This is a genomic window from Pantoea sp. ICBG 828 (assembly GCF_002928355.1).
Taxonomy (GTDB): Bacteria; Pseudomonadota; Gammaproteobacteria; order Enterobacterales; family Enterobacteriaceae; genus Pantoea; species Pantoea dispersa.
In genome coordinates, this window is record NZ_POWN01000013.1 from 22691 (window position 1) to 40450 (window position 17760).

At 59.4% G+C, this 17760-nt stretch carries 18 protein-coding genes and 1 other annotated feature; of the genes, 3 read left to right on the forward strand and 15 right to left on the reverse strand.

Annotated features, from left to right (window positions below; translation table 11 throughout):
• Window positions 1–78: 78 nt before the first annotated feature.
• From C1Y43_RS22005 to hisL, 11 genes are all read right to left on the reverse strand, one after another.
• Window positions 79–876 (reverse strand): ABC transporter substrate-binding protein, encoded by a 798-nt coding sequence (locus tag C1Y43_RS22005; protein WP_058782016.1) that lies wholly within the window; start codon window positions 874–876, stop codon window positions 79–81.
• 66 nt (window positions 877–942) lie between these two features.
• The gene (locus C1Y43_RS22010) at window positions 943–1419 is read right to left on the reverse strand and encodes a YbaK/prolyl-tRNA synthetase associated domain-containing protein (protein WP_104189700.1); all 477 of its coding nucleotides are present in this window, start codon (window positions 1417–1419) and stop codon (window positions 943–945) included.
• Between the two features lie 105 nt (window positions 1420–1524).
• The gene (hisIE, locus tag C1Y43_RS22015) at window positions 1525–2136 is read right to left on the reverse strand and encodes a bifunctional phosphoribosyl-AMP cyclohydrolase/phosphoribosyl-ATP diphosphatase HisIE (protein WP_021509350.1); all 612 of its coding nucleotides are present in this window, start codon (window positions 2134–2136) and stop codon (window positions 1525–1527) included.
• Window positions 2130–2906, reverse strand: coding sequence for an imidazole glycerol phosphate synthase subunit HisF (hisF, locus tag C1Y43_RS22020; protein WP_021509351.1), 777 nt, complete (start codon window positions 2904–2906; stop codon window positions 2130–2132). Before hisF ends, hisIE begins: the two co-directional genes overlap by 7 nt.
• The gene (gene hisA, locus C1Y43_RS22025) at window positions 2888–3625 is read right to left on the reverse strand and encodes a 1-(5-phosphoribosyl)-5-[(5-phosphoribosylamino)methylideneamino]imidazole-4-carboxamide isomerase (protein WP_104189702.1); all 738 of its coding nucleotides are present in this window, start codon (window positions 3623–3625) and stop codon (window positions 2888–2890) included. Before hisA ends, hisF begins: the two co-directional genes overlap by 19 nt.
• The gene (hisH, locus tag C1Y43_RS22030) at window positions 3625–4215 is read right to left on the reverse strand and encodes an imidazole glycerol phosphate synthase subunit HisH (RefSeq protein WP_104189704.1); all 591 of its coding nucleotides are present in this window, start codon (window positions 4213–4215) and stop codon (window positions 3625–3627) included. Before hisH ends, hisA begins: the two co-directional genes overlap by 1 nt.
• Window positions 4215–5282 (reverse strand): bifunctional histidinol-phosphatase/imidazoleglycerol-phosphate dehydratase HisB, encoded by a 1068-nt coding sequence (hisB, locus tag C1Y43_RS22035; protein ID WP_021509354.1) that lies wholly within the window; start codon window positions 5280–5282, stop codon window positions 4215–4217. Before hisB ends, hisH begins: the two co-directional genes overlap by 1 nt.
• Window positions 5279–6355 carry a histidinol-phosphate transaminase gene (hisC, locus tag C1Y43_RS22040; protein WP_058757314.1) on the reverse strand — a complete coding sequence of 359 codons (1077 nt, stop codon included), beginning with the start codon at window positions 6353–6355 and terminating at the stop codon, window positions 5279–5281. The genes hisB and hisC overlap by 4 nt, the downstream gene beginning before the upstream one ends.
• Window positions 6352–7659: a histidinol dehydrogenase gene (hisD, locus tag C1Y43_RS22045; RefSeq protein WP_104189706.1), complete on the reverse strand. Its 1308-nt coding sequence runs from the start codon at window positions 7657–7659 to the stop codon at window positions 6352–6354. Before hisD ends, hisC begins: the two co-directional genes overlap by 4 nt.
• Before the next feature lie 3 nt (window positions 7660–7662).
• Complete coding sequence (hisG, locus tag C1Y43_RS22050) at window positions 7663–8562, reverse strand: ATP phosphoribosyltransferase (protein WP_031280070.1); 900 nt, start codon at window positions 8560–8562, stop codon at window positions 7663–7665.
• 54 nt (window positions 8563–8616) lie between these two features.
• Window positions 8617–8738: a sequence feature (His leader region), on the reverse strand.
• On the reverse strand, window positions 8714–8761 hold the full coding sequence (gene hisL, locus C1Y43_RS23740; protein WP_100396937.1) for a his operon leader peptide: 48 nt from the start codon (window positions 8759–8761) through the stop codon (window positions 8714–8716). Its footprint overlaps the feature before it by 25 nt.
• A 180-nt stretch (window positions 8762–8941) precedes the next feature.
• Here hisL and C1Y43_RS22060 point away from each other — a divergent pair, with 180 nt between their 5' ends.
• Window positions 8942–9769 carry an SDR family oxidoreductase gene (locus C1Y43_RS22060; RefSeq protein WP_058771094.1) on the forward strand — a complete coding sequence of 276 codons (828 nt, stop codon included), beginning with the start codon at window positions 8942–8944 and terminating at the stop codon, window positions 9767–9769.
• A 253-nt stretch (window positions 9770–10022) separates the two neighbouring features.
• Here the strand turns inward: C1Y43_RS22060 and C1Y43_RS22070 are convergent, their stop codons facing one another.
• From C1Y43_RS22070 to puuD, 3 genes are read right to left on the reverse strand one after another with little or no spacing between them, the layout of a single operon-like run.
• Window positions 10023–11300: an FAD-binding oxidoreductase gene (locus C1Y43_RS22070; RefSeq protein ID WP_081049440.1), complete on the reverse strand. Its 1278-nt coding sequence runs from the start codon at window positions 11298–11300 to the stop codon at window positions 10023–10025.
• Between the two features lie 24 nt (window positions 11301–11324).
• Window positions 11325–11882 (reverse strand): HTH-type transcriptional regulator PuuR, encoded by a 558-nt coding sequence (puuR, locus tag C1Y43_RS22075; protein ID WP_031280073.1) that lies wholly within the window; start codon window positions 11880–11882, stop codon window positions 11325–11327.
• Window positions 11879–12643: a gamma-glutamyl-gamma-aminobutyrate hydrolase gene (gene puuD / locus C1Y43_RS22080; protein ID WP_021509363.1), complete on the reverse strand. Its 765-nt coding sequence runs from the start codon at window positions 12641–12643 to the stop codon at window positions 11879–11881. The genes puuR and puuD overlap by 4 nt, the downstream gene beginning before the upstream one ends.
• 211 nt (window positions 12644–12854) lie before the next feature.
• Here puuD and C1Y43_RS22085 point away from each other — a divergent pair, with 211 nt between their 5' ends.
• Both C1Y43_RS22085 and C1Y43_RS22090 read left to right on the forward strand, forming a co-directional pair.
• On the forward strand, window positions 12855–14270 hold the full coding sequence (locus C1Y43_RS22085) for a glutamine synthetase family protein (protein WP_021509364.1): 1416 nt from the start codon (window positions 12855–12857) through the stop codon (window positions 14268–14270).
• Between the two features lie 366 nt (window positions 14271–14636).
• Window positions 14637–15995, forward strand: a complete 1359-nt coding sequence (locus C1Y43_RS22090) for an APC family permease (protein WP_058757322.1) — start codon at window positions 14637–14639, stop codon at window positions 15993–15995.
• A gap of 241 nt (window positions 15996–16236) precedes the next feature.
• On the opposite strand, the gene sbcB is transcribed toward C1Y43_RS22090, so the two are convergent.
• Window positions 16237–17658 carry an exodeoxyribonuclease I gene (sbcB, locus tag C1Y43_RS22095; protein ID WP_104189708.1) on the reverse strand — a complete coding sequence of 474 codons (1422 nt, stop codon included), beginning with the start codon at window positions 17656–17658 and terminating at the stop codon, window positions 16237–16239.
• Window positions 17659–17760: the final 102 nt, after the last annotated feature.

Consider the following 17760-nt stretch of genomic DNA (forward strand, 5'->3'; position numbering starts at 1 on the left):
GTGGCCGCGCCGCATGAAATTGATGAAGGGAATTATAGTTCTGCTGGAAAAAGGGCGGCAAATGCGCCGCCCCATCGATCACGGCTTAATAGAGATATCCGTCGCAAAATACTTCTTCTGCAAGGTATCAAAGGTACCGTTCTTTTTGATTTCCGCGAAGGCGTTATCCAGCGCGGTTTTTAATTCGGTGTCGCCTTTGCGCAGGCCGATGGCGGTGCCGGGGCCGATAATCGGATCCTGCACAATCGGGCCAGCCAGCTCGAAATCTTTGCCCTGCGGATGTTTCAGGAAACCGTTTGCGGCCTGTGCGGCATCGGTGAAAACCACGTCAAGGCGTCCGGAAATCAGGTCGCTCTCGACCTGTGCCTGATCGCCATACGGCACCACGTTCACGCCGTGCGGCTGCCATTTTGCCAGCGCGTAGCGCTCCTGCACGGTGCCCTGTTCCACGCCCACGGTTTTGCCTTTCAGCGATTCCGCGGTGGGCAGCAGGCCGGAGCCTTTACGCGCAATCAGCTGGGTGTGGGTGTCATACAGCGGCACGGTGAAGTCGATCTGCTTCAGACGCTCTTCGGTGATACCCATATCCGACAGGATGGCGTCAAACTTACGCGCCTTCAGCGCCGGGATCATGCCGTCGAACTGGCTCTCGACCCACACGCATTTGGCCTGCATCTGCGCGCACAGCGCATTGCCGAGGTCGATGTCAAACCCGACCAGCTTGCCCTGCGGCGTTTTGGATTCAAAAGGGGGATAGGTTGGATCAACGGCGAAACGCACCTGATCGATTTTTGCCTGAGCGCCGAACGCGCAGCCTGCCAGCACAGCCAGTGCCAGCGTCTGGCGCAGACGGGCGGTAAAACGGGAACTTGCCATAGTTGCGGTCTTCTTTTGTCGTGATGATAAGTCATCGAGAGTACCGCTCAGCGTGGTGTATGGCAATTAGAGTATTATTTTCATCACGTTACCATTATGCAGTGCGCGGTAATCCTCAACCTGCAGTATCACCGACTTCTCCAGCAGCCCGGCGTTAAAGGCAATTTCGTCGTAGCGCTCGAACAGCAGCGGGTCCACCACCAGCTGTAAATCCGCATGAAAGCTAAACGGCGGAATCGCGCCAAACACGCAGCCGGTCAGCGCATCCACTTCAGCCGGCGAGGCCAGCGAGGCGCGACGGCCACCCACGGCGGCTGCCACTTTACTCAGGTCGGCCTGCTGGTCGGCCGGTAGCACCGCCAGCACATGCTGTTTGATGCCGTTGCCCTTGACGTGACACACCAGCGCTTTGGCGCCTTGTCCCACTTCCGTGCCACGAATCGCGGCCACGGCTTCACATTTACCGGTCGCTTCATGCTCCATGAGTCGGTAACGGGCGTTGTGCTGATCGAGCAGGGTGAGCAGTTTTTCATGCGTGGTCATGGGGGTTTCCATTCTGATGAAGCGCAATTGATCGCACTCTTTTGCGAAGTATGCTGCTCAAAATCGAGCCAGAAAGCCCGTTTTGAGCAGCATGGCGCACAATCGTTACTTATGGCGTGCGCGCAGGTTGTTGATGATGGTGCTGAGGTCCAGCTCCTGATCCTGCAGCAGCACCAGCAGATGGTACAGCAGGTCGGAGGCTTCGTTGGTCAGTTCGTGGCGGTCATTGACGGTAGCGGCCAGCGCGGTCTCAACACCTTCTTCTCCCACCTTCTGTGCGATGCGCTTGGTGCCGCTGGCGTACAGCTTCGCCGTATAGGAGCTGGCGGGATCGGCGCTTTTACGCGAGGCCAGCAGCTGCTCCAGCTGATACAGGAACGTCCAGTCCGGTGCGGCAGGCGAAAAGCAGCTTGAGGTACCGAGATGGCAGGTGGGGCCAATCGGATTGGCCAGCACCAGCAACGTGTCGTTATCGCAATCCGGCGTGATGCTGACCACTTTGAGGAAGTGACCCGAGGTTTCGCCTTTGGTCCATAAACGGTTTTTGGTGCGGGAGAAGAAGGTGACGTTGCCGTCGGCCAGCGTCTTGTGCAGCGCGTCCTCGTTCATGTAACCGTGCATCAGCACTTCGCCGGAGACGTTGTGCTGGACGATGACGGGCATCATGCCCGCGGTTTTGGCCCAGTCCAGTCTGGCCAGTTGTTCTGCAGTTAACACGCGCGAATCTCCACACCGTTGTCGATCAGGAAGTTTTTCAACTCGCCGATATTGATAATTTGTTTGTGAAACACCGAAGCCGCCAGCGCGCCGTCGACGTTTGCCTGCTCGAAGGCTTCGAGGAAGTGCGCCATGGTTCCTGCACCGCCGGAAGCGATCAGCGGCACCTTACACACGTCACGCACCTTCTTCAGCTGCACCAGGTCGTAGCCGTTACGCACGCCGTCCTGGTTCATCATATTCAGTACGATCTCGCCGGCGCCCAGCTTCTGCACTTCCTCTACCCAGTCCAGCGTTTCCCATTGGGTGACGCGGGTGCGCGCTTCGTCGCCGGTATACTGATTGACGTGATACTTGCCGCTGGCTTCATCAAACCAGGTATCGATGCCGACCACGATGCACTGCACGCCGAAGCGGTCCGCAAGCCGGGTAATCAGCGTCGGATCGGCCAGCGCGGGTGAGTTGATAGAGATCTTGTCTGCGCCAAACTGCAGAATGCGCGCCGCATCTTCCGGGGTTTTGATGCCCCCGGCGACGCAGAACGGAATATCGATCACTTCCGCCACGCGGGATACCCAGCTTTTATCTACCACGCGGCCGTCGGAAGAGGCGGTGATATCGTAAAACACCAGTTCGTCAGCGCCTTCCTGGGCATAGCGCTGCGCCAGCGGGACGATGTCGCCAATGATTTCGTGGTTGCGGAACTGCACGCCTTTCACTACTTGCCCGTCACGCACGTCCAGACAGGGGATTATCCGTTTTGCCAGCATGCAATTGCCTCCGCTACCGTAAATTTATCTTCCAGCAGGGCGCGACCGACAATCACACCCTGCGCACCGCTGCCGCGCAGGGCAGCGATATCATCCAGTGAACCGATGCCGCCGGAAGACTGAAACGCGATGTCCGGAAACGCCTGGGACACTTCCTGATACAGCGCCACGTTGGAACCGCTCAGCGTGCCGTCGCGCGAAATATCGGTGCACAGCACATGTTTGAGGCCCACCGGCTGATACCAGCCGATCACCTCTTCCAGCGTCACGCCTGCCGCTTCCTGCCAGCCGCTGATCGCCACTTCTTTGCGATTGCTGGCGTCAATGCGCACGTCAAGCGCCAGCACAATGGCGTCGGCACCGAATTCGCTGAACCAGCTTTTCACTGCTTCCGGCTGCTTCACTGCGGTGGAGCCAACCACCACGCGCGTGGCGCCTGCTGCCAGCAGGGCGGCCACATCGTCACGATGACGAATACCGCCGCCAACCTGCACTGGCACGCTGACGCCGCGTAAAAGCGTGGTTAGCAGCGGGATCTGGCGCTTTGCCGGATCTTTCGCCCCGGTCAAATCCACCAGATGTAACACTTCCGCGCCCTGGCGTTCATAATCCTGCAGGCGCGGCAGGGGATCGTTGCCGTAATCGCGCTGCTGACCGTAGTCGCCCTGATGCAGGCGCACCACTTTGCCGTCGATCAAATCTAATGCGGGGATAATCATCACATCTCCAGGAAGTTTTTCAGCAGCTGCGCGCCGGCTTTACCCGAGCGCTCCGGGTGGAACTGCACGCCGAAGAAGTTATCTTTCTGCAGGGCAGCGGTGAACGGCAGGCCATAGTCGCACTGGGCGATGGTGGCGGCATTCACCGGCATGGCGTAGCTGTGCACAAAGTAGAAGTAGCTGCCGTCCGGAATATTGCGGAACAGATGATTGCCGGCCTGCGCGGTGATCTGGTTCCAGCCCATGTGCGGCAGCGGTAAACCCTGGGTATCCATCAGCGATACCGGCTCGTCAACGATGCCCAGCGTGCTGACGCCGCCGTTCTCGTCGCTGCCGCGTCCGAGCAGCTGCATGCCGAGACAGATGCCGAGCACCGGCTGGGTGCAGGCTTTCACCAGCTCGATCAGCTCGCGCTCCTGCAGCTGGCCCATCGCCGCCCGCGCGGTACCGACGCCGGGCAGAAACAGTTTGTCAGCGCGCAGCACCACGTCCGGATCGCGGCTCACCGCTGGTGTGTAGCCGAGGCGCTCAATCGCCCACTTAACCGAAGAGAGGTTGGCGCAGCCGGTATCAAGAATCACCACGTTCATTACAGCACTCCTTTCGAGCTCGGCAGGGTGTTGCCCTCAACGCGAATCGCCTGACGCAGCGTGCGGCCAAAGGCTTTGAACAGGCTTTCCACGCGGTGATGATCGTTGCGGCCTTTGGTTTTCAGGTGCAGCGTGCTCATCATGGCGTACGACAGCGAGCGGAAGAAGTGCTCGACCATTTCGGTGCTCAGGTCGCCAACGCGCTGGTAGCTGAACTCGGCTTTGTATTCGAGGTGCGGACGGCCGGAGATATCCAGCGCACAGCGCGCCAGGCACTCATCCATTGGCAGCACGAAGCCGAAGCGGCCGATGCCGCGCTTGTCGCCCAGCGCCTTCAGCAGCGCTTCGCCCAGCGCCAGGCCGGTGTCTTCTACCGTGTGGTGATCGTCGATATACAGGTCGCCTTTCACCTCGATGTTCATGCGGAAGCCGCCGTGCACGGCGATCTGATCCAGCATGTGATCAAAGAAGCCGACGCCGGTGTTGATTTTGCTGCCACCTTCGCGATCCAGCCACACTTCCACTTTGATCTGCGTCTCTTTGGTGTTGCGGTTCACCAGCGCGTGACGATCGCGTTTGGTCAGGCGCGCCTGAATCGCGTCCCAGTCTTCGCCTTCCGCACCGTAGCGCAGGCCCTGAATGCCCATGTTCTGCGCCAGCTGGATGTCGGTCAGACGGTCGCCAATCACATAGCTGTTGGCGGTATCCAGCGCCCCGTCGGCCAGCCAGGCTTCGACCATTTTGGTCTTTGGCTTGCGGCAGTCGCAGTTCTCTTCTGGCAGATGCGGGCAGATCAGGATGTCGCTGAAGTTCACGCCCTGTGAGCGCAGGATCTGCATCATCAGGTTGTGCGGGCCGTCAAAATCGGCCTGCGGGAAGCGTTCAGTGCCCAGGCCGTCCTGGTTGGTGATCATCACCAGCTGATAACCCGCCTCCTGCAGCGCCAGCAGGGCCGGGATGGCGTTCTTCTCAAACGCCAGCTTCTCCATACGGTCCACCTGAAAATCCGTCGGCGGCTCAGAGATGAGGGTGCCATCGCGGTCGATAAAAAGGATCTTCTGACTCATGCTTGCTCCACAGATAAGGCTTGCAGCGCGGCGATCAGGCGCTCGCACTCTTCACGGGTGCCAATGGAGATGCGCAGACATCCCGCCAGGCCGGGGTTTTTGTTTTGGTCGCGCAGAATAATGCCCTGATCCCACAGCGTTTTAAACACTTTTGGCGAGTCGGTGAAGCGCGCCAGAATATAGTTAGTCTCACTCGGGAAAACCTGCTGCACTACGCTCAGCTGCGGCAGCTGTTCGCACAGCCAGGCGCGGTTGTCGTTGAGCTGCTGCGCGTGCTGACGCATCAGCGCGATGCCTTGCTCGCTCAGCGCCTGCGCCGCCACGTCGGCCACCGGCGTCGCCAGCGGGTAAGGTGCAATCACCTTCAGCAGCAGATCGATCACCGGCTTGTTGGCCAGCGTAAAGCCGCAGCGCAGGCCAGCCAGCGCAAAGGCTTTTGACAGCGTGCGCAGAATCACCAGGTGCGGGAATTCCTGCAGCCAGCCGGCCAGCGTTGCTTGCGGGCAGAACTCAATATAGGCTTCGTCGGCCACCACCAGCGCTTTGCCGGCGGTCATCGCCAGCAGCTGGCGGATGTCATCCTGATCAATCAGATTGCCGGTCGGGTTGTTCGGGCTGCACATGTACACCACTTTCACGCCGTCCAGCTGGTCCGCGATGGCGGGCAGATTGAGCTGCCAGTTATCCAGTGCCGGCACGGTGCGGTACTCAATACCGATGGTTTCGGCGCTGACGCTGTACATGCCGTAGGTTGGCGGGCAGAACAGAATGGCGTCTTTGCCCGGCTCGCAGAAGGCGCGCATCAGCAGCTCAATCCCTTCATCCGCCCCGCGGCTCACCAGCACCTGCTCCGGCTGAACGCCGGCATAGGCGGCATAGCGCGAAATGACTAATTTTGGCTGGCACTCCGGATAGCGGTTCAGCGTCTGCTGCGACAGCTCAAACGGCACCGGCAGCGGAAATTCGTTCGCATTCAGCCATACGTCACCGTTGCCACCGAGGCGACGAGCAGACTGATAGGGCGTCAGCGCGCGCACGTTGGCGCGGGCTAAATCTTCAACGTTGTTGCTCATGCTTGCTCCTTCAGGGCGGCGACGCGCAGGGTCACGGCATTTTTGTGCGCGTCCAGCTGTTCCGCGGCGGCGAGGGTTTCAATGGTGGCGGCGAGGTTGAGGAAGCCCTGCGGCGTCAGCTCCTGTACCGTCATGCGTTTCTGGAAATCGGCCAGCCCAAGGCTGGAGCAGGTCGCGGTGTAGCCATAGGTCGGCAGCACGTGGTTAGTACCGGAGGCATAATCACCGGCGGATTCCGGCGACCAGTCGCCGAGGAACACCGAACCGGCGCTGGTGATCTCCTCAACCAGCGCGCGCGGCTGGCGCGTCTGAATAATCAGGTGCTCCGGGCCGTACTGATTGGAAATCTCAACGCACTGCGCCAGATCCTGCGCCACGATCAGGCGGCTGCTCTCCAGCGCCTGACGGGCCGTAGCGGCACGCGGCAGCTGCGCCAGCTGCTGTTCAACCGCCAGCGCCACAGCGTCGGCCAGCTGCCGTGAAGGCGTCAGCAGGATCACCTGGGAATCCGGACCGTGTTCGGCCTGCGACAGCAAATCTGAAGCGACAAACGCCGGCGTCGCGCCTTCGTCGGCAATCACCAGCACTTCAGACGGACCGGCAGGCATGTCGATCGCCGCGCCGTCGAGACGCTGGCTGACCTGGCGTTTCGCTTCGGTCACCCAGGCGTTACCCGGGCCAAAAATCTTGTCCACTTTTGGCACGCTTTCTGTGCCGAAGGCGAGGGCGGCAATCGCCTGCGCGCCGCCGACCTGAAATACTTCCTGCACGCCGCACAGCTGCGCCGCGTAGAGAATTTCATCGGCAATCGGCGGCGGCGAGCACAGCACCACGCGGCCACAGCCGGCGATGCGCGCTGGCGTTGCCAGCATCAGCACGGTGGAGAACAGCGGCGCCGAGCCGCCGGGAATGTACAGGCCGACCGACTTCACCGGACGGGTGATCTGCTGGCAGCGCACGCCCGGCTGGGTTTCCACGTCCACCGGCGGCAGAATCTGCGCGTTGTGGAAGGTTTCGATATTCGCCATGGCGTCTGCCATCGCCTGCTTTAAGCTGTCGCTCAGCCGCTCGCCGGCCGCCTGCATCTCAGCGGCGGACACGCGCAGATTCTCCACCTGGGCTTTGTCGAAGCGCGCGCTGAACGCCCGCAGTGCCGCGTCACCCTGCTGTTTCACCTGCACCAGCACGTCCTGCACGGTGGCGCTGATGCTGGCCGATGCCGAGATTGCCGGACGCTGCAGCAGCGCCTGCTGCTGTTCGGCACTGCACGCCTGCCAGTCGATAGGTTGCATGATTGCGCTCATCGGTTACTCCAGCATTTTTTCAATTGGCAGCACGAGGATTGAACTGGCGCCCAGCGCCTTCAGTTTTTCCATGGTTTCCCAGAACAGCGTTTCGCTGCTCACCATGTGCATCGCCACGCGGCTCACTTCACCGGCCAGCGGCAGCACGGTAGGGCGCTCGGCACCCGGCAGCAGGGCGATAACTTCTTCCAGCCGCTCGCTCGGCGCGTGCAGCATGATATATTTGGATTCACGCGCTTTAATCACGCCCTGGATACGCGTCATCAGCGTATCCACCAGCTGCTGTTTCGCCGCTGGCAGTTCGCCATCGCGCTGAATCAGCACCGCTTTGGAGCGGTAGATCACTTCAACTTCACGCAGGCCGTTGGCTTCCAGCGTGGCGCCGGTGGACACCAGGTCGCAAATGGCATCGGCCAGACCGGCGCGCGGTGCCACTTCAACGGAGCCGTTCAGCAGGCAGGATTTAAACGCGATGCCTTGTTTATCGAGGTATTTCTTCAGCAGGTGCGGGTAAGAGGTGGCGATACGGGCATTATTCAGGCATTGCGGACCGGTGTACTCGGCATCCACTGGCATTGCCAGTGACAGGCGGCAACCGCCGAAATCGAGGCGGCGCAGCGTAAAGTAGCGCGGGTCTTCGCCCTGTGCGCGGCGCGTCAGCAGCTCCTCTTCCAGCACGTTTTCGCCAACGATACCGAGGTCGACCACGCCGTCCATCACCAGGCCAGGGATATCGTCATCGCGCACGCGCAGGATATCGATCGGCATGTTCTCCGCAAACGCAATTAGACGCTGCTGCTGAAGGTTAATTTTAATACCGCAGCGTGCCAGCAGTTCGCGTGATTCATCACTCAAACGGCCAGATTTCTGCATAGCTATGCGTAAACGGGTGTTATCTAACATGGTTCCTGTCCTCTTATTCAATCCTGTCTGAAGCGTATCGGGTTGCGTTCGCCCATAAAAAAACCCCCAGAAGATGATCTTCCGGGGGCTCTCTTTGCGCTCGCACCACTGGAAGATCCTAAACGTCTTCCAGCACACATCGCCTGAAAGACTAGTCAGGGTGATGGTGATGATGGTGGTTGAACTGAACGCGTGTCATAAAAAATTCCGTTGCTGAATGAGTATTCATTTGCGTGCTGATTAACCTAACGAAGATGGCGGCGCTTGGCAACCCTTTTTTAACGTCAGTTTTCGCAACCTTCGGCAACAGTTTGCGCTGGTCTGGCTGACGCGCTGGCACTAAGATGGGGTGTCTTAGCGCGGGAGAGCAGGAGTCGATATGAAAAAGGTGGCGATTGTAGGTCTGGGATGGCTGGGAATGCCGCTGGCGATGGCGCTGTCAGCGCGCGGCTGGCAGGTGACCGGCAGCAAAACCTCACCGGATGGCGTCGATGCGGCGCGCCGCTGTGGCATTGATGCGTTTCAGCTGGTGCTGTCACCGGAGCTGGAGTGTGAAGCAGATGATTTGGCCGCACTGATGGCGGTGGATGCGCTGGTGGTGACGCTGCCTGCCAGCCGCACCGTGCAGGGCGGCGAAGATTACATGCAGGCGGTGCAGAACGTGGTCGATACCGCGCTGGCGAATAAAGTGCCGCGCATCATCTTTACCAGCTCTACCTCGGTATACGGCAGCGGCGACGGCGTGAGAAAAGAGAGCAGTGCGCTGCAGCCGGAGACGGTGGCAGGCAAAACGCTGGTGGAGCTGGAAAACTGGCTGCATGACCTGCCGGGCACCAGCGTGGATATCGTGCGTCTTGCCGGGCTGGTCGGTCCGAACCGTCATCCGGGGCGTTTCCTCGCCGGTAAAACCAACCTGGAAAACGGCGCGCACGCGGTGAACCTGGTGCATCTTGATGATGTGGTCGACGCGATTGTGCTGCTGCTGCAAACGCCGAAGGGCGGGCATGTTTACAACCTGTGCGCTCCGAAACATCCGTCACGCGACAGCTTTTACCCGAGCGTGTCGAAGCAGTTAGGCCTGGTGCCACCGACGTTTGTTGCCGAGTCTGAACGGTCGGGTGGCAAGGTGATTGACGGTTCGAAGATTTGTCACGAGCTGGGGTTTGAGTACAGCTATGATGACCCGATGAAGATGCCGCTGGAGTAGGGGCGGTGCGGGGTTGCCCTCACCCTAACCCTCTCCCGCCCGCGGGAGAGGGAACCGCCCGAGCGTTTATTTCGCTGGTTTCGTCACTTTGACAAACGGCAGCATCACCCTCAGACAGATGATCTCACGGCCATTCTCCTTCTCCATACAGATGAACGCACCGTCCTTCTCCCTCTCACTGCAGATGAACGCACCATCCTTCTCCCTCTCCCCGTGGGAGAGGGCCGGGGTGAGGGCAGCAAACCGCACCCACCTAAACCCCCAGCCGATCCCTTAACGCATACCAGGCCGCGCCCATCGCCGTCAGTGGCACCTTAAAGCGTCTTCCGCCGGGAAACGGCAGGTGCGGCAGCTTCGCAAATGCATCAAACCGCTCTGCATGGCCGCGCAGCACTTCGGCGATCAGCTTGCCGGAGAGGTGCGTGCAGGTCACGCCATGTCCGCTATCGCCCTGCATGAAGAACACATTCTTCTCCAGCTGACCAAACTGCGGCATGCGCGACAGCGTGAGCAGGAAGTTACCGCTCCAGCGATGGCTGATCTTCACGTCGCGCAACTGCGGAAAGGTGCGCAGTAGCTTGGGCCGGATCAACGCCTCAATGTCTTCCGGTTCGCGCGCGCCGTACACCACGCCGCCGCCGTACAGCAGACGGTTGTCGGCAGTCAGGCGAAAGTAATCCAGCAGATAGTTACAATCTTCCACACAGTGGTTATTTGGCATCAGCCCCAGCGCCTGATCGCGGCTCAGCGGCTCGGTGGTGACGATCTGCGAGCCGCACGGCATGCTTTTGCGCCCCAGTCGCGGTTCCAGTTGCGATGGCAGATAGGCGTTGCCGGCAAAAATCACAAAGGTGGCGCTGACTTCACCCTGCGCGGTTTTGACCCGGTTGGGTGCGCCGTAAGTCACTGCCAGCGCCGCCGACTGCTCATATATACGGCCGCCGTGCCGGCGAATCGCTTCGGCTTCACCCAACGCCAGATTGAGCGGGTGCAGATGGCCGCCACGCCGGTCCAGCAGGCCGCCGACGTAACGGTCGGTGGCGACTTCACGGCGGATGCCGCGCTCGTCCAGCAGCTCCAGATCGCTGTTGCCGTAACGCGCCCAGCTGGCCTGCTGGCTGCGCAGATGCCCCATCTGGCGCTGATTGAGCGCTGCGAAAATGCCGCCGGGACGATAGTCGCAGGCGATGGCGTAACGATCGATGCGGTCGCGGATAATCTCCGCTCCTTCGAACATCATGCTGCCCAGCATCTGCGCAGTCTGTTTGCCGTAGCGCTGCTCAATCACATCGACATCGCGACTGTAGGAATTCACCACCTGGCCGCCGTTGCGGCCGCTGGCGCCAAAGCCGACGCGGGCCGCTTCCAGCACCACAACATCGTAACCGGCTTCGGTGAGAAACAGCGCGGAAGAGAGCCCGGTAAACCCGCCGCCGATGATGCAGACGTCACACTGAATGCTCTCCTGCAGCTGCGGCCACGGCGCGTGCGCGTTGGCGGTCGCGGCGTAATAACTTTGCACGTGGTGCATCTTAACCTCCTGTAGCGCGTGAACTCAGAAATTGGCGGGCGTATGCGCGCTGACAATGCGACACGGCTGATCTGACGTATTGGTAAAACTGTGCGGCAAACCGGTATCAATCACGTAGCTTTCGCCGCGGTTAAGGTGATAACTCTGACCGTTCACCACCAGGGTGATTTCCCCCTCCAGCACCGTGCCGGTCTCTTCCCCCGGATGGCGCAGCTTTTCACCGGTGCTGGCCCCCGGCTCGTAGCGCTCCAGCAGCATCGCCAGCGCGCGCTTCGCCGCACCGTTATCAATCAGCTGTAAAGAAACACCGAGGCTGCCGATCTCTACGCAATCATCCGGGCGTACGATGATGCGCGGCGTGGCATTCACTTTCGGCTCCGAGAAAAACTCCGACAGCGACAGCCCATACACTTTGAGTAGCTTTTGTAACGTGCTGACTGCCGGGCTGACTTTATCCTGCTCAATGGTGCTGATGGCGCTGTGTGTTAAACCTGACAACTCAGCGACGCGACGCTGAGACAATCCCAACTCCTGCCGGATTTGCGATAAGCGTCGTCCGGGCGCCAGAGTGGCATCATTCATGGCTGTTTTTCCTTGTGATAACGTGCTGCGGCGTGGATAAAGGCCTCGAACAAACGGCGCGAGACCGGATCGCGATCGGATTGCCACTCCGGATGCCATTGCACCGCCAGCGCAAACGGATGCTGGCGCAGGCTGACGGCTTCGATCAGGCCATCCGGTGCGCGGGCTTCAATGCGTAACTGCGGGCCAGGCTCGCGGATGCCCTGGCCGTGCAGCGAATTGACCGCGAACGCGGCAGCGCTGCCCAACAGCTGGCTCAGCAGGCCATCGGGTTCGGGCTGCACCAGATGCGCCGGCGCGTACTGCTGCTCCAGCGGCTGGCTGTCATCTTCGCGGTGCTCCTGAAACAGATGCGTCTGATGCAGCTGGCGATGCAGCGCGCCGCCGTTGGCGACCACCAGCTCCTGCAGACCGCGGCAGATGCCCAGCATCGGCATCTTTTTCCCGCTGGCGTGGGTGATAAGCGCAAAGGACAAGCGGTCACGCGACGGATCCGCATGTGCCTCATGACCCTCTTCACCGTAATGCCAGGGTTCAATATTGCTTGGGCTGCCGGTGAGCAAAATGCCGTCCAGCAGCGTCATACTGTTTTCTAATAGCTGCGGCGCGTGCATCAGCTGATGCGGTAAAGGCAGCGGCACGCCACCGGCCAGCACCACGGCGTCGAGGTATTTGTTATGCACGGTCTGCCCAACGTGGTTGCCGATGGGGTTCTGGCACATCACTACGCCAATCAAAGGCTTGTCAAAAATAATGCCCATTACGTCTCCACGCTGCTGTTCAATATTTTCGCCGGTTTTGCGCGCTAAGTAGAAAAAGTGTGCAATATATTGTCAATCTAGCAACCGTCTGGTTGTTCTTCAAACAGAATTGTTACATTTGCACACCATTTGCGTTAGAGCTATGTTAGAGGTGTGGCTGTTATTTTGAGCATGTGCAAACCATCTTAAACGGTATAGGGCGGGTGGGAAGATGACGAACCTCGTGGAAGTAGAAGACTTCACGCGACACAGTGAAGAAAAACGAACCAGCGCGTTCCAGCTGGAGGTGAAAACCTGGCTGGAACGCCATCCGGAAACGCAGTATGTCGATATTCTGTTAAACGATCTCAACGGGGTATTTCGCGGTAAACGCATTCCCGTCTCCGCGTTAGCTAAGCTGGAAAAAGGGTGTTACTTTCCGGCCTCGGTTTTCGCCATGGACATTCTCGGCAACACCGTCGAGGAAGCCGGCCTCGGACAGGCGCTCGGCGAACCTGATAACCTCTGCATACCGGTCCCCGGGACCTTAATTCCTTCCGCCTCTGACCCGCAACGCATTGCCCAGCTGCTGCTGACCATGTGCGACCAAGATGGCACTCCCTTTGACGTTGAACCCCGAAACGTGCTGAACCGGCTGTGGCAACAGCTGCGCAATCGCGGTCTGTTTCCGGTGGTAGCGGTAGAGCTGGAGTTCTATCTGGTGGACAAAAAGCGCGATGCCGAAGGCTATATTCAGCCGCCGTGTGCGCCGGGGAGCGAAGAGCGCAACATGCAGAGTCAGGTCTATTCGCTGGATAATCTCGACCATTTTGCCGACGTACTGCGCGATATTGACGCGCTGGCGAAACTGCAGAATATCCCAGCCGACGGCGCGCTGGCGGAAGCCTCACCGGGCCAGTTCGAAATCAACCTGCACCATACGCGTGATATCCTCAAAGCCTGCGACGACGCCATTCTGCTGAAGCGGCTGGTGCGTCAGGTGGCAGAGAATCACGGCATGACCGCCACGTTTATGGCCAAGCCGTATGAGGAGTATGCGGGCAGCGGCATGCACGTACACATCAGCATGCTGGATGCGGCCGATCACAACGCCTTTGCGCTGGATGATGGCAGCGATTCGCCGCTGCTGAAGCGGGCGCTGGCTGGCATGATCGATCTGATGCCGGCATCAATGGCGCTGCTGGCGCCCAACGTCAATGCGTTTCGTCGCTTCCTGCCGGAGGCGTTTGTGCCGCTGCAGGCGTCATGGGGGCACAACAACCGCACGGTGGCGCTGCGCATTCCCTGCGGCGATGTAGAAAACCATCGCGTCGAGTACCGTGTGGCGGGCGCCGATGCCAATCCGTATCTGGTGGTGTCAGCAATTATTGCCGGTATCTTGCACGGTCTGGATAATCAGCTACCCTTACCGCATCCGGTGAAGGGCAACGGTCACGAGGCGGAAGGGCTGGAACTGCCGATTCGCCAGAGCGATGCACTGTACGAGTTTGAAAACAGCTATCCGCTGCAAAAGCTGCTCGGCGAACGCTTCAGCGGCGTGTGGCACAGCTGCAAACAGTATGAATTGCGCGAGTTTGAACGGCTGATCACCGCCACGGAAATTGACTGGATGCTGAAGAACGCCTGACCGACAGAAGAATTGATCCAACGTCTTGTGTCGATGGCCTAAGTTGGGGCAAAATACGCGCCCTGCAAAAGACAAAACATAACCGACGCTTATTACGTCGGTTATTTTTTTGCATGGTGCTTTCACTACATGAACGAGGCCGGACACGCATCCGGATAGATAGACACTGAAACACGCTTGTGCGTGAGATTTGAGGAACAAAGATGGGACTGTTTACAATTGCACCAGCGCATGCTGGTTCTCGCTTCCGTGATGATTATGGCGCGGCGACAATCGCAAACACTAATATCACTTCTCACTGCAGCACGTTGCGCAGTATCCCTGTGGTACAACTGAACTCAGTTGTTGCTGTAGGGGGCCTGAACAATGTCGCTTAATACCTCTGCCGCACCACAGCGTGCACATCTGAAAAAATCTCTGACTCTGATCCCGGTCGTCATGATGGGCCTGGCGTATATGCAGCCAATGACCCTGTTTGATACCTTCGGCATCGTGTCAGGCCTCACCGACGGTCACGTCGCCACCGCTTATGCTTTCGCGCTGATCGCGATACTGTTTACTGCCGTGAGCTACGGCAAGCTGGTACGCCGCTTCCCATCTGCGGGCTCCGCTTACACCTATGCTCAGAAGGCTATCAGTCCGCACGTCGGCTTTATGGTGGGCTGGTCATCACTGCTGGACTATCTGTTCATGCCGATGATCAACATCCTGCTGGCGAAAAGCTACTTTGAGTCGCTGGTGCCGGGCATTCCGTCGTGGATTTTCGTGGTGCTGCTGGTGGCGTTTATGACCATCTCCAACCTGCGTGGGATCAAAACTGTGGCCAACTTCAACAGCGTCATTGTGGTGCTGCAGGTAGTGGTGATGGCGGTGATCACCGGTATGGTGGTGTATGGTGTGGCACACGGTATTGGCGCTGGTACGCTGACCAGTACGAAGCCGTTCTGGTCTGAAAATGCGCAGGTGGTGCCGATGATTACCGGTGCGACCATTCTCTGCTTCTCGTTCCTTGGCTTTGACGGTATCAGCTCGCTGTCGGAAGAGACCAAAGATGCCGAGCGCACCATTCCACGCGCGATTTTCCTGACCGCGCTGATTGGTGGGGTGATCTTTATTGGCGTCTCGTACTTCCTGCAGCTGTACTTCCCGGATATCTCGCGTTTCCAGAATCCGGACTCTTCACAGCCGGAAATCATGCTGTTCGTGGCGGGTAAAGCGCTGCAGATCGGCATTCTGATTTTCTCGGTGGTGACGGTGCTGGCCAGCGGCATGGCGGCACACGCCGGCGTTTCGCGTCTGATGTACGTGATGGGCCGTGACGGCGTGTTCCCGCAGCGTTTCTTTGGCTTCGTGCATCCAAAATTCCGCACGCCGTCGCTGAACGTGCTGCTGGTTGGTGCGGTAGCGCTGCTGGCGATCAACTTCGACCTGGTCACCGCAACGGCGCTGATTAACTTCGGTGCGCTGGTGGCGTTCACCTTTGTGAACCTGTCGGTGATTGCCCAGTTCTGGATTCGTGAGAAGCGTAATAAGACGCTGAAAGACCACCTCAACTATCTGGTGCTGCCCATTATGGGTGCGCTAACGGTGGGTGCGTTGTGGATCAACCTGGAAGAGACCTCGATGGTGCTCGGCCTGGTGTGGGCGGCGATTGGTATTGTTTACCTGGCGTTTGTGACCCGCACGTTCCGCAATCCGGTACCGCAGTTTAGCGAAGAGGTGTAAGGCTTTTCCCTCACCCTAACCCTCTCCCGCCCGCGGGAGAGGGAACCGCCCGAGCGTGTGTCAGGTATCAGCCCTGGAGTTGCACCAAAACGCACTATACCTCTCCCTCTCCCCGTGGGAGAGGGAACCGCCCGAGCATGAGTCAGGTATCAGCTCTGTAGCTGCACCAAAACGCACTCTACCTCTCCCTCTCCCTGTGGGAGAGGGCCGGGGTGAGGGCATCAGCCCGCACGAAACCCTGCTACGACACCAACTCCTGCGCATACAAATACAGCGCTTTCAGCTGCGCCATCTTCTCTGCATCGCCCTCATGTAAACTAGCCAGCGACTCCAGCTCCAGCAAAAACGCCTGTACCCGCTCCGCATTAAGCTGCTCGCGGCGGTGCTGCAGCCAGCGCTGCTGCTCTTTATCATCCAGCGTGCCGGGGAAGTTGCGGGCGCGATAGCGGAACAGCAGCTTCGCGATACGCTTATCCTCAAAGGTCAAATCCAGCGCCGGCAGGTTCTGCGGCGGCGTCTGGCGCAGGATGTTCATGCCGGCGCGATCGGCGTCGCTGAAGAAGCCGTCATACAGCTGCGCATCGACATCCTCCGACGGCGTGAACGGATCCGCTTCGGCAAACAGCGTCACCACATTTTCCCGCACTTCGGCATGCTGGCGCAGCAGTGCCAGATTCGCCAGACAGTGCTGACGATCGATACCCAGTCGTTCGGCATCTTCCGGGCGCAATGTATTGGCCGGGGCCAGCACCGGGCACTTATTGATGTGCACCAGCTTGATCGGCACCGCCGGCAAATCGCCCAGATCGCTGTGTCGCGTATACAGCCGCTCGCGCAACTCATCTGGCGACAGCGTCAGCAGCGGCGTCATGTCGCCGGCCAGATCGGCCACGATCAGCGCGTTTTTGTTATCCGGATGCCACGCCAGCGGCACAATCCAGCTGGTATTGCCGCGCGCCGCGCCGAACATGCCGGAAACGTGCACCAGCGGCTTCATCTGCGGAATATCAATCAGCGTCATCAGTTTCTGCTTGTTGCGATGGGTAAACAGAAACTCAAACAGCTTCGGCTGCTTCTCCTGCACCAGCTTTGCCATCGCCAGCGTGGCGTACACATCGGACATCGCATCGTGCGCCTGTTCGTGTGCCACGCCGTTAGCCTGGGTGAGATGCTCCAGCTTAAAGCTCGGGAAACCGTCGTCGTTCTCCGGCCAGACGATGCCTTCCGGGCGCAGCGCATAACAGGCGCGCATCACGTCGAGCAGATCCCAGCGCGAATTGCCGTTCTGCCAGCTCCAGCCATACGGGTCGATAAAGTTGCGGTAGAAGATATTGCGCGTCACTTCGTCATCGAAGCGCACGTTGTTGTAACCGATCACACAGGTCTGCGGTTCGCTGAACAGCGCGTGAATGCGCTGAGCAAACTCCACTTCCGGCACGCCGCGCGCGTTGGCCACCTGCGGCGTGATACCGGTGATCATTACCGCTTCCGGCTGCGGCAGGTAATCGTCCGCGAGCTGGCAGTAAAACACCTGCGGTTCGCCCACGGCGTTAAAGGCTTTGTCGGTGCGCAGGCCTGCAAATTGCGCCGGACGATCCAGCGACGGGCTTTTGCCGAAGGTTTCATAATCGTGGAACAGAAAAGTGAACTCAGAGGCGGGCACGGCGTTATCCTGGCTATGGAAAATCAACGCACAGAATAGTCGTCAGCCCGGTACAGCACAACCTCGATCGCCATCGCTGCGAGCGGGCGCGCAGCATTTGTC

Bases quoted from the DNA above. Each gene is read 5' to 3' on its own strand.
- C1Y43_RS22005 (WP_058782016.1), bottom strand. From the start codon at position 876: ATGGCAAGTTCCCGTTTTACCGCCCGTCTGCGCCAGACGCTGGCACTG.
- C1Y43_RS22010 (WP_104189700.1), bottom strand. From the start codon at position 1,419: ATGACCACGCATGAAAAACTGCTCACCCTGCTCGATCAGCACAACGCC.
- hisF (WP_021509351.1), bottom strand. From the start codon at position 2,906: ATGCTGGCAAAACGGATAATCCCCTGTCTGGACGTGCGTGACGGGCAA.
- hisA (WP_104189702.1), bottom strand. From the start codon at position 3,625: ATGATTATCCCCGCATTAGATTTGATCGACGGCAAAGTGGTGCGCCTG.
- hisH (WP_104189704.1), bottom strand. From the start codon at position 4,215: ATGAACGTGGTGATTCTTGATACCGGCTGCGCCAACCTCTCTTCGGTT.
- hisB (WP_021509354.1), bottom strand. From the start codon at position 5,282: ATGAGTCAGAAGATCCTTTTTATCGACCGCGATGGCACCCTCATCTCT.
- hisC (WP_058757314.1), bottom strand. From the start codon at position 6,355: ATGAGCAACAACGTTGAAGATTTAGCCCGCGCCAACGTGCGCGCGCTG.
- hisD (WP_104189706.1), bottom strand. From the start codon at position 7,659: ATGAGCGCAATCATGCAACCTATCGACTGGCAGGCGTGCAGTGCCGAA.
- hisG (WP_031280070.1), bottom strand. From the start codon at position 8,562: ATGTTAGATAACACCCGTTTACGCATAGCTATGCAGAAATCTGGCCGT.
- C1Y43_RS22060 (WP_058771094.1), top strand. From the start codon at position 8,942: ATGAAAAAGGTGGCGATTGTAGGTCTGGGATGGCTGGGAATGCCGCTG.
- C1Y43_RS22070 (WP_081049440.1), bottom strand. From the start codon at position 11,300: ATGCACCACGTGCAAAGTTATTACGCCGCGACCGCCAACGCGCACGCG.
- puuR (WP_031280073.1), bottom strand. From the start codon at position 11,882: ATGAATGATGCCACTCTGGCGCCCGGACGACGCTTATCGCAAATCCGG.
- puuD (WP_021509363.1), bottom strand. From the start codon at position 12,643: ATGGGCATTATTTTTGACAAGCCTTTGATTGGCGTAGTGATGTGCCAG.
- C1Y43_RS22085 (WP_021509364.1), top strand. From the start codon at position 12,855: ATGACGAACCTCGTGGAAGTAGAAGACTTCACGCGACACAGTGAAGAA.
- C1Y43_RS22090 (WP_058757322.1), top strand. From the start codon at position 14,637: ATGTCGCTTAATACCTCTGCCGCACCACAGCGTGCACATCTGAAAAAA.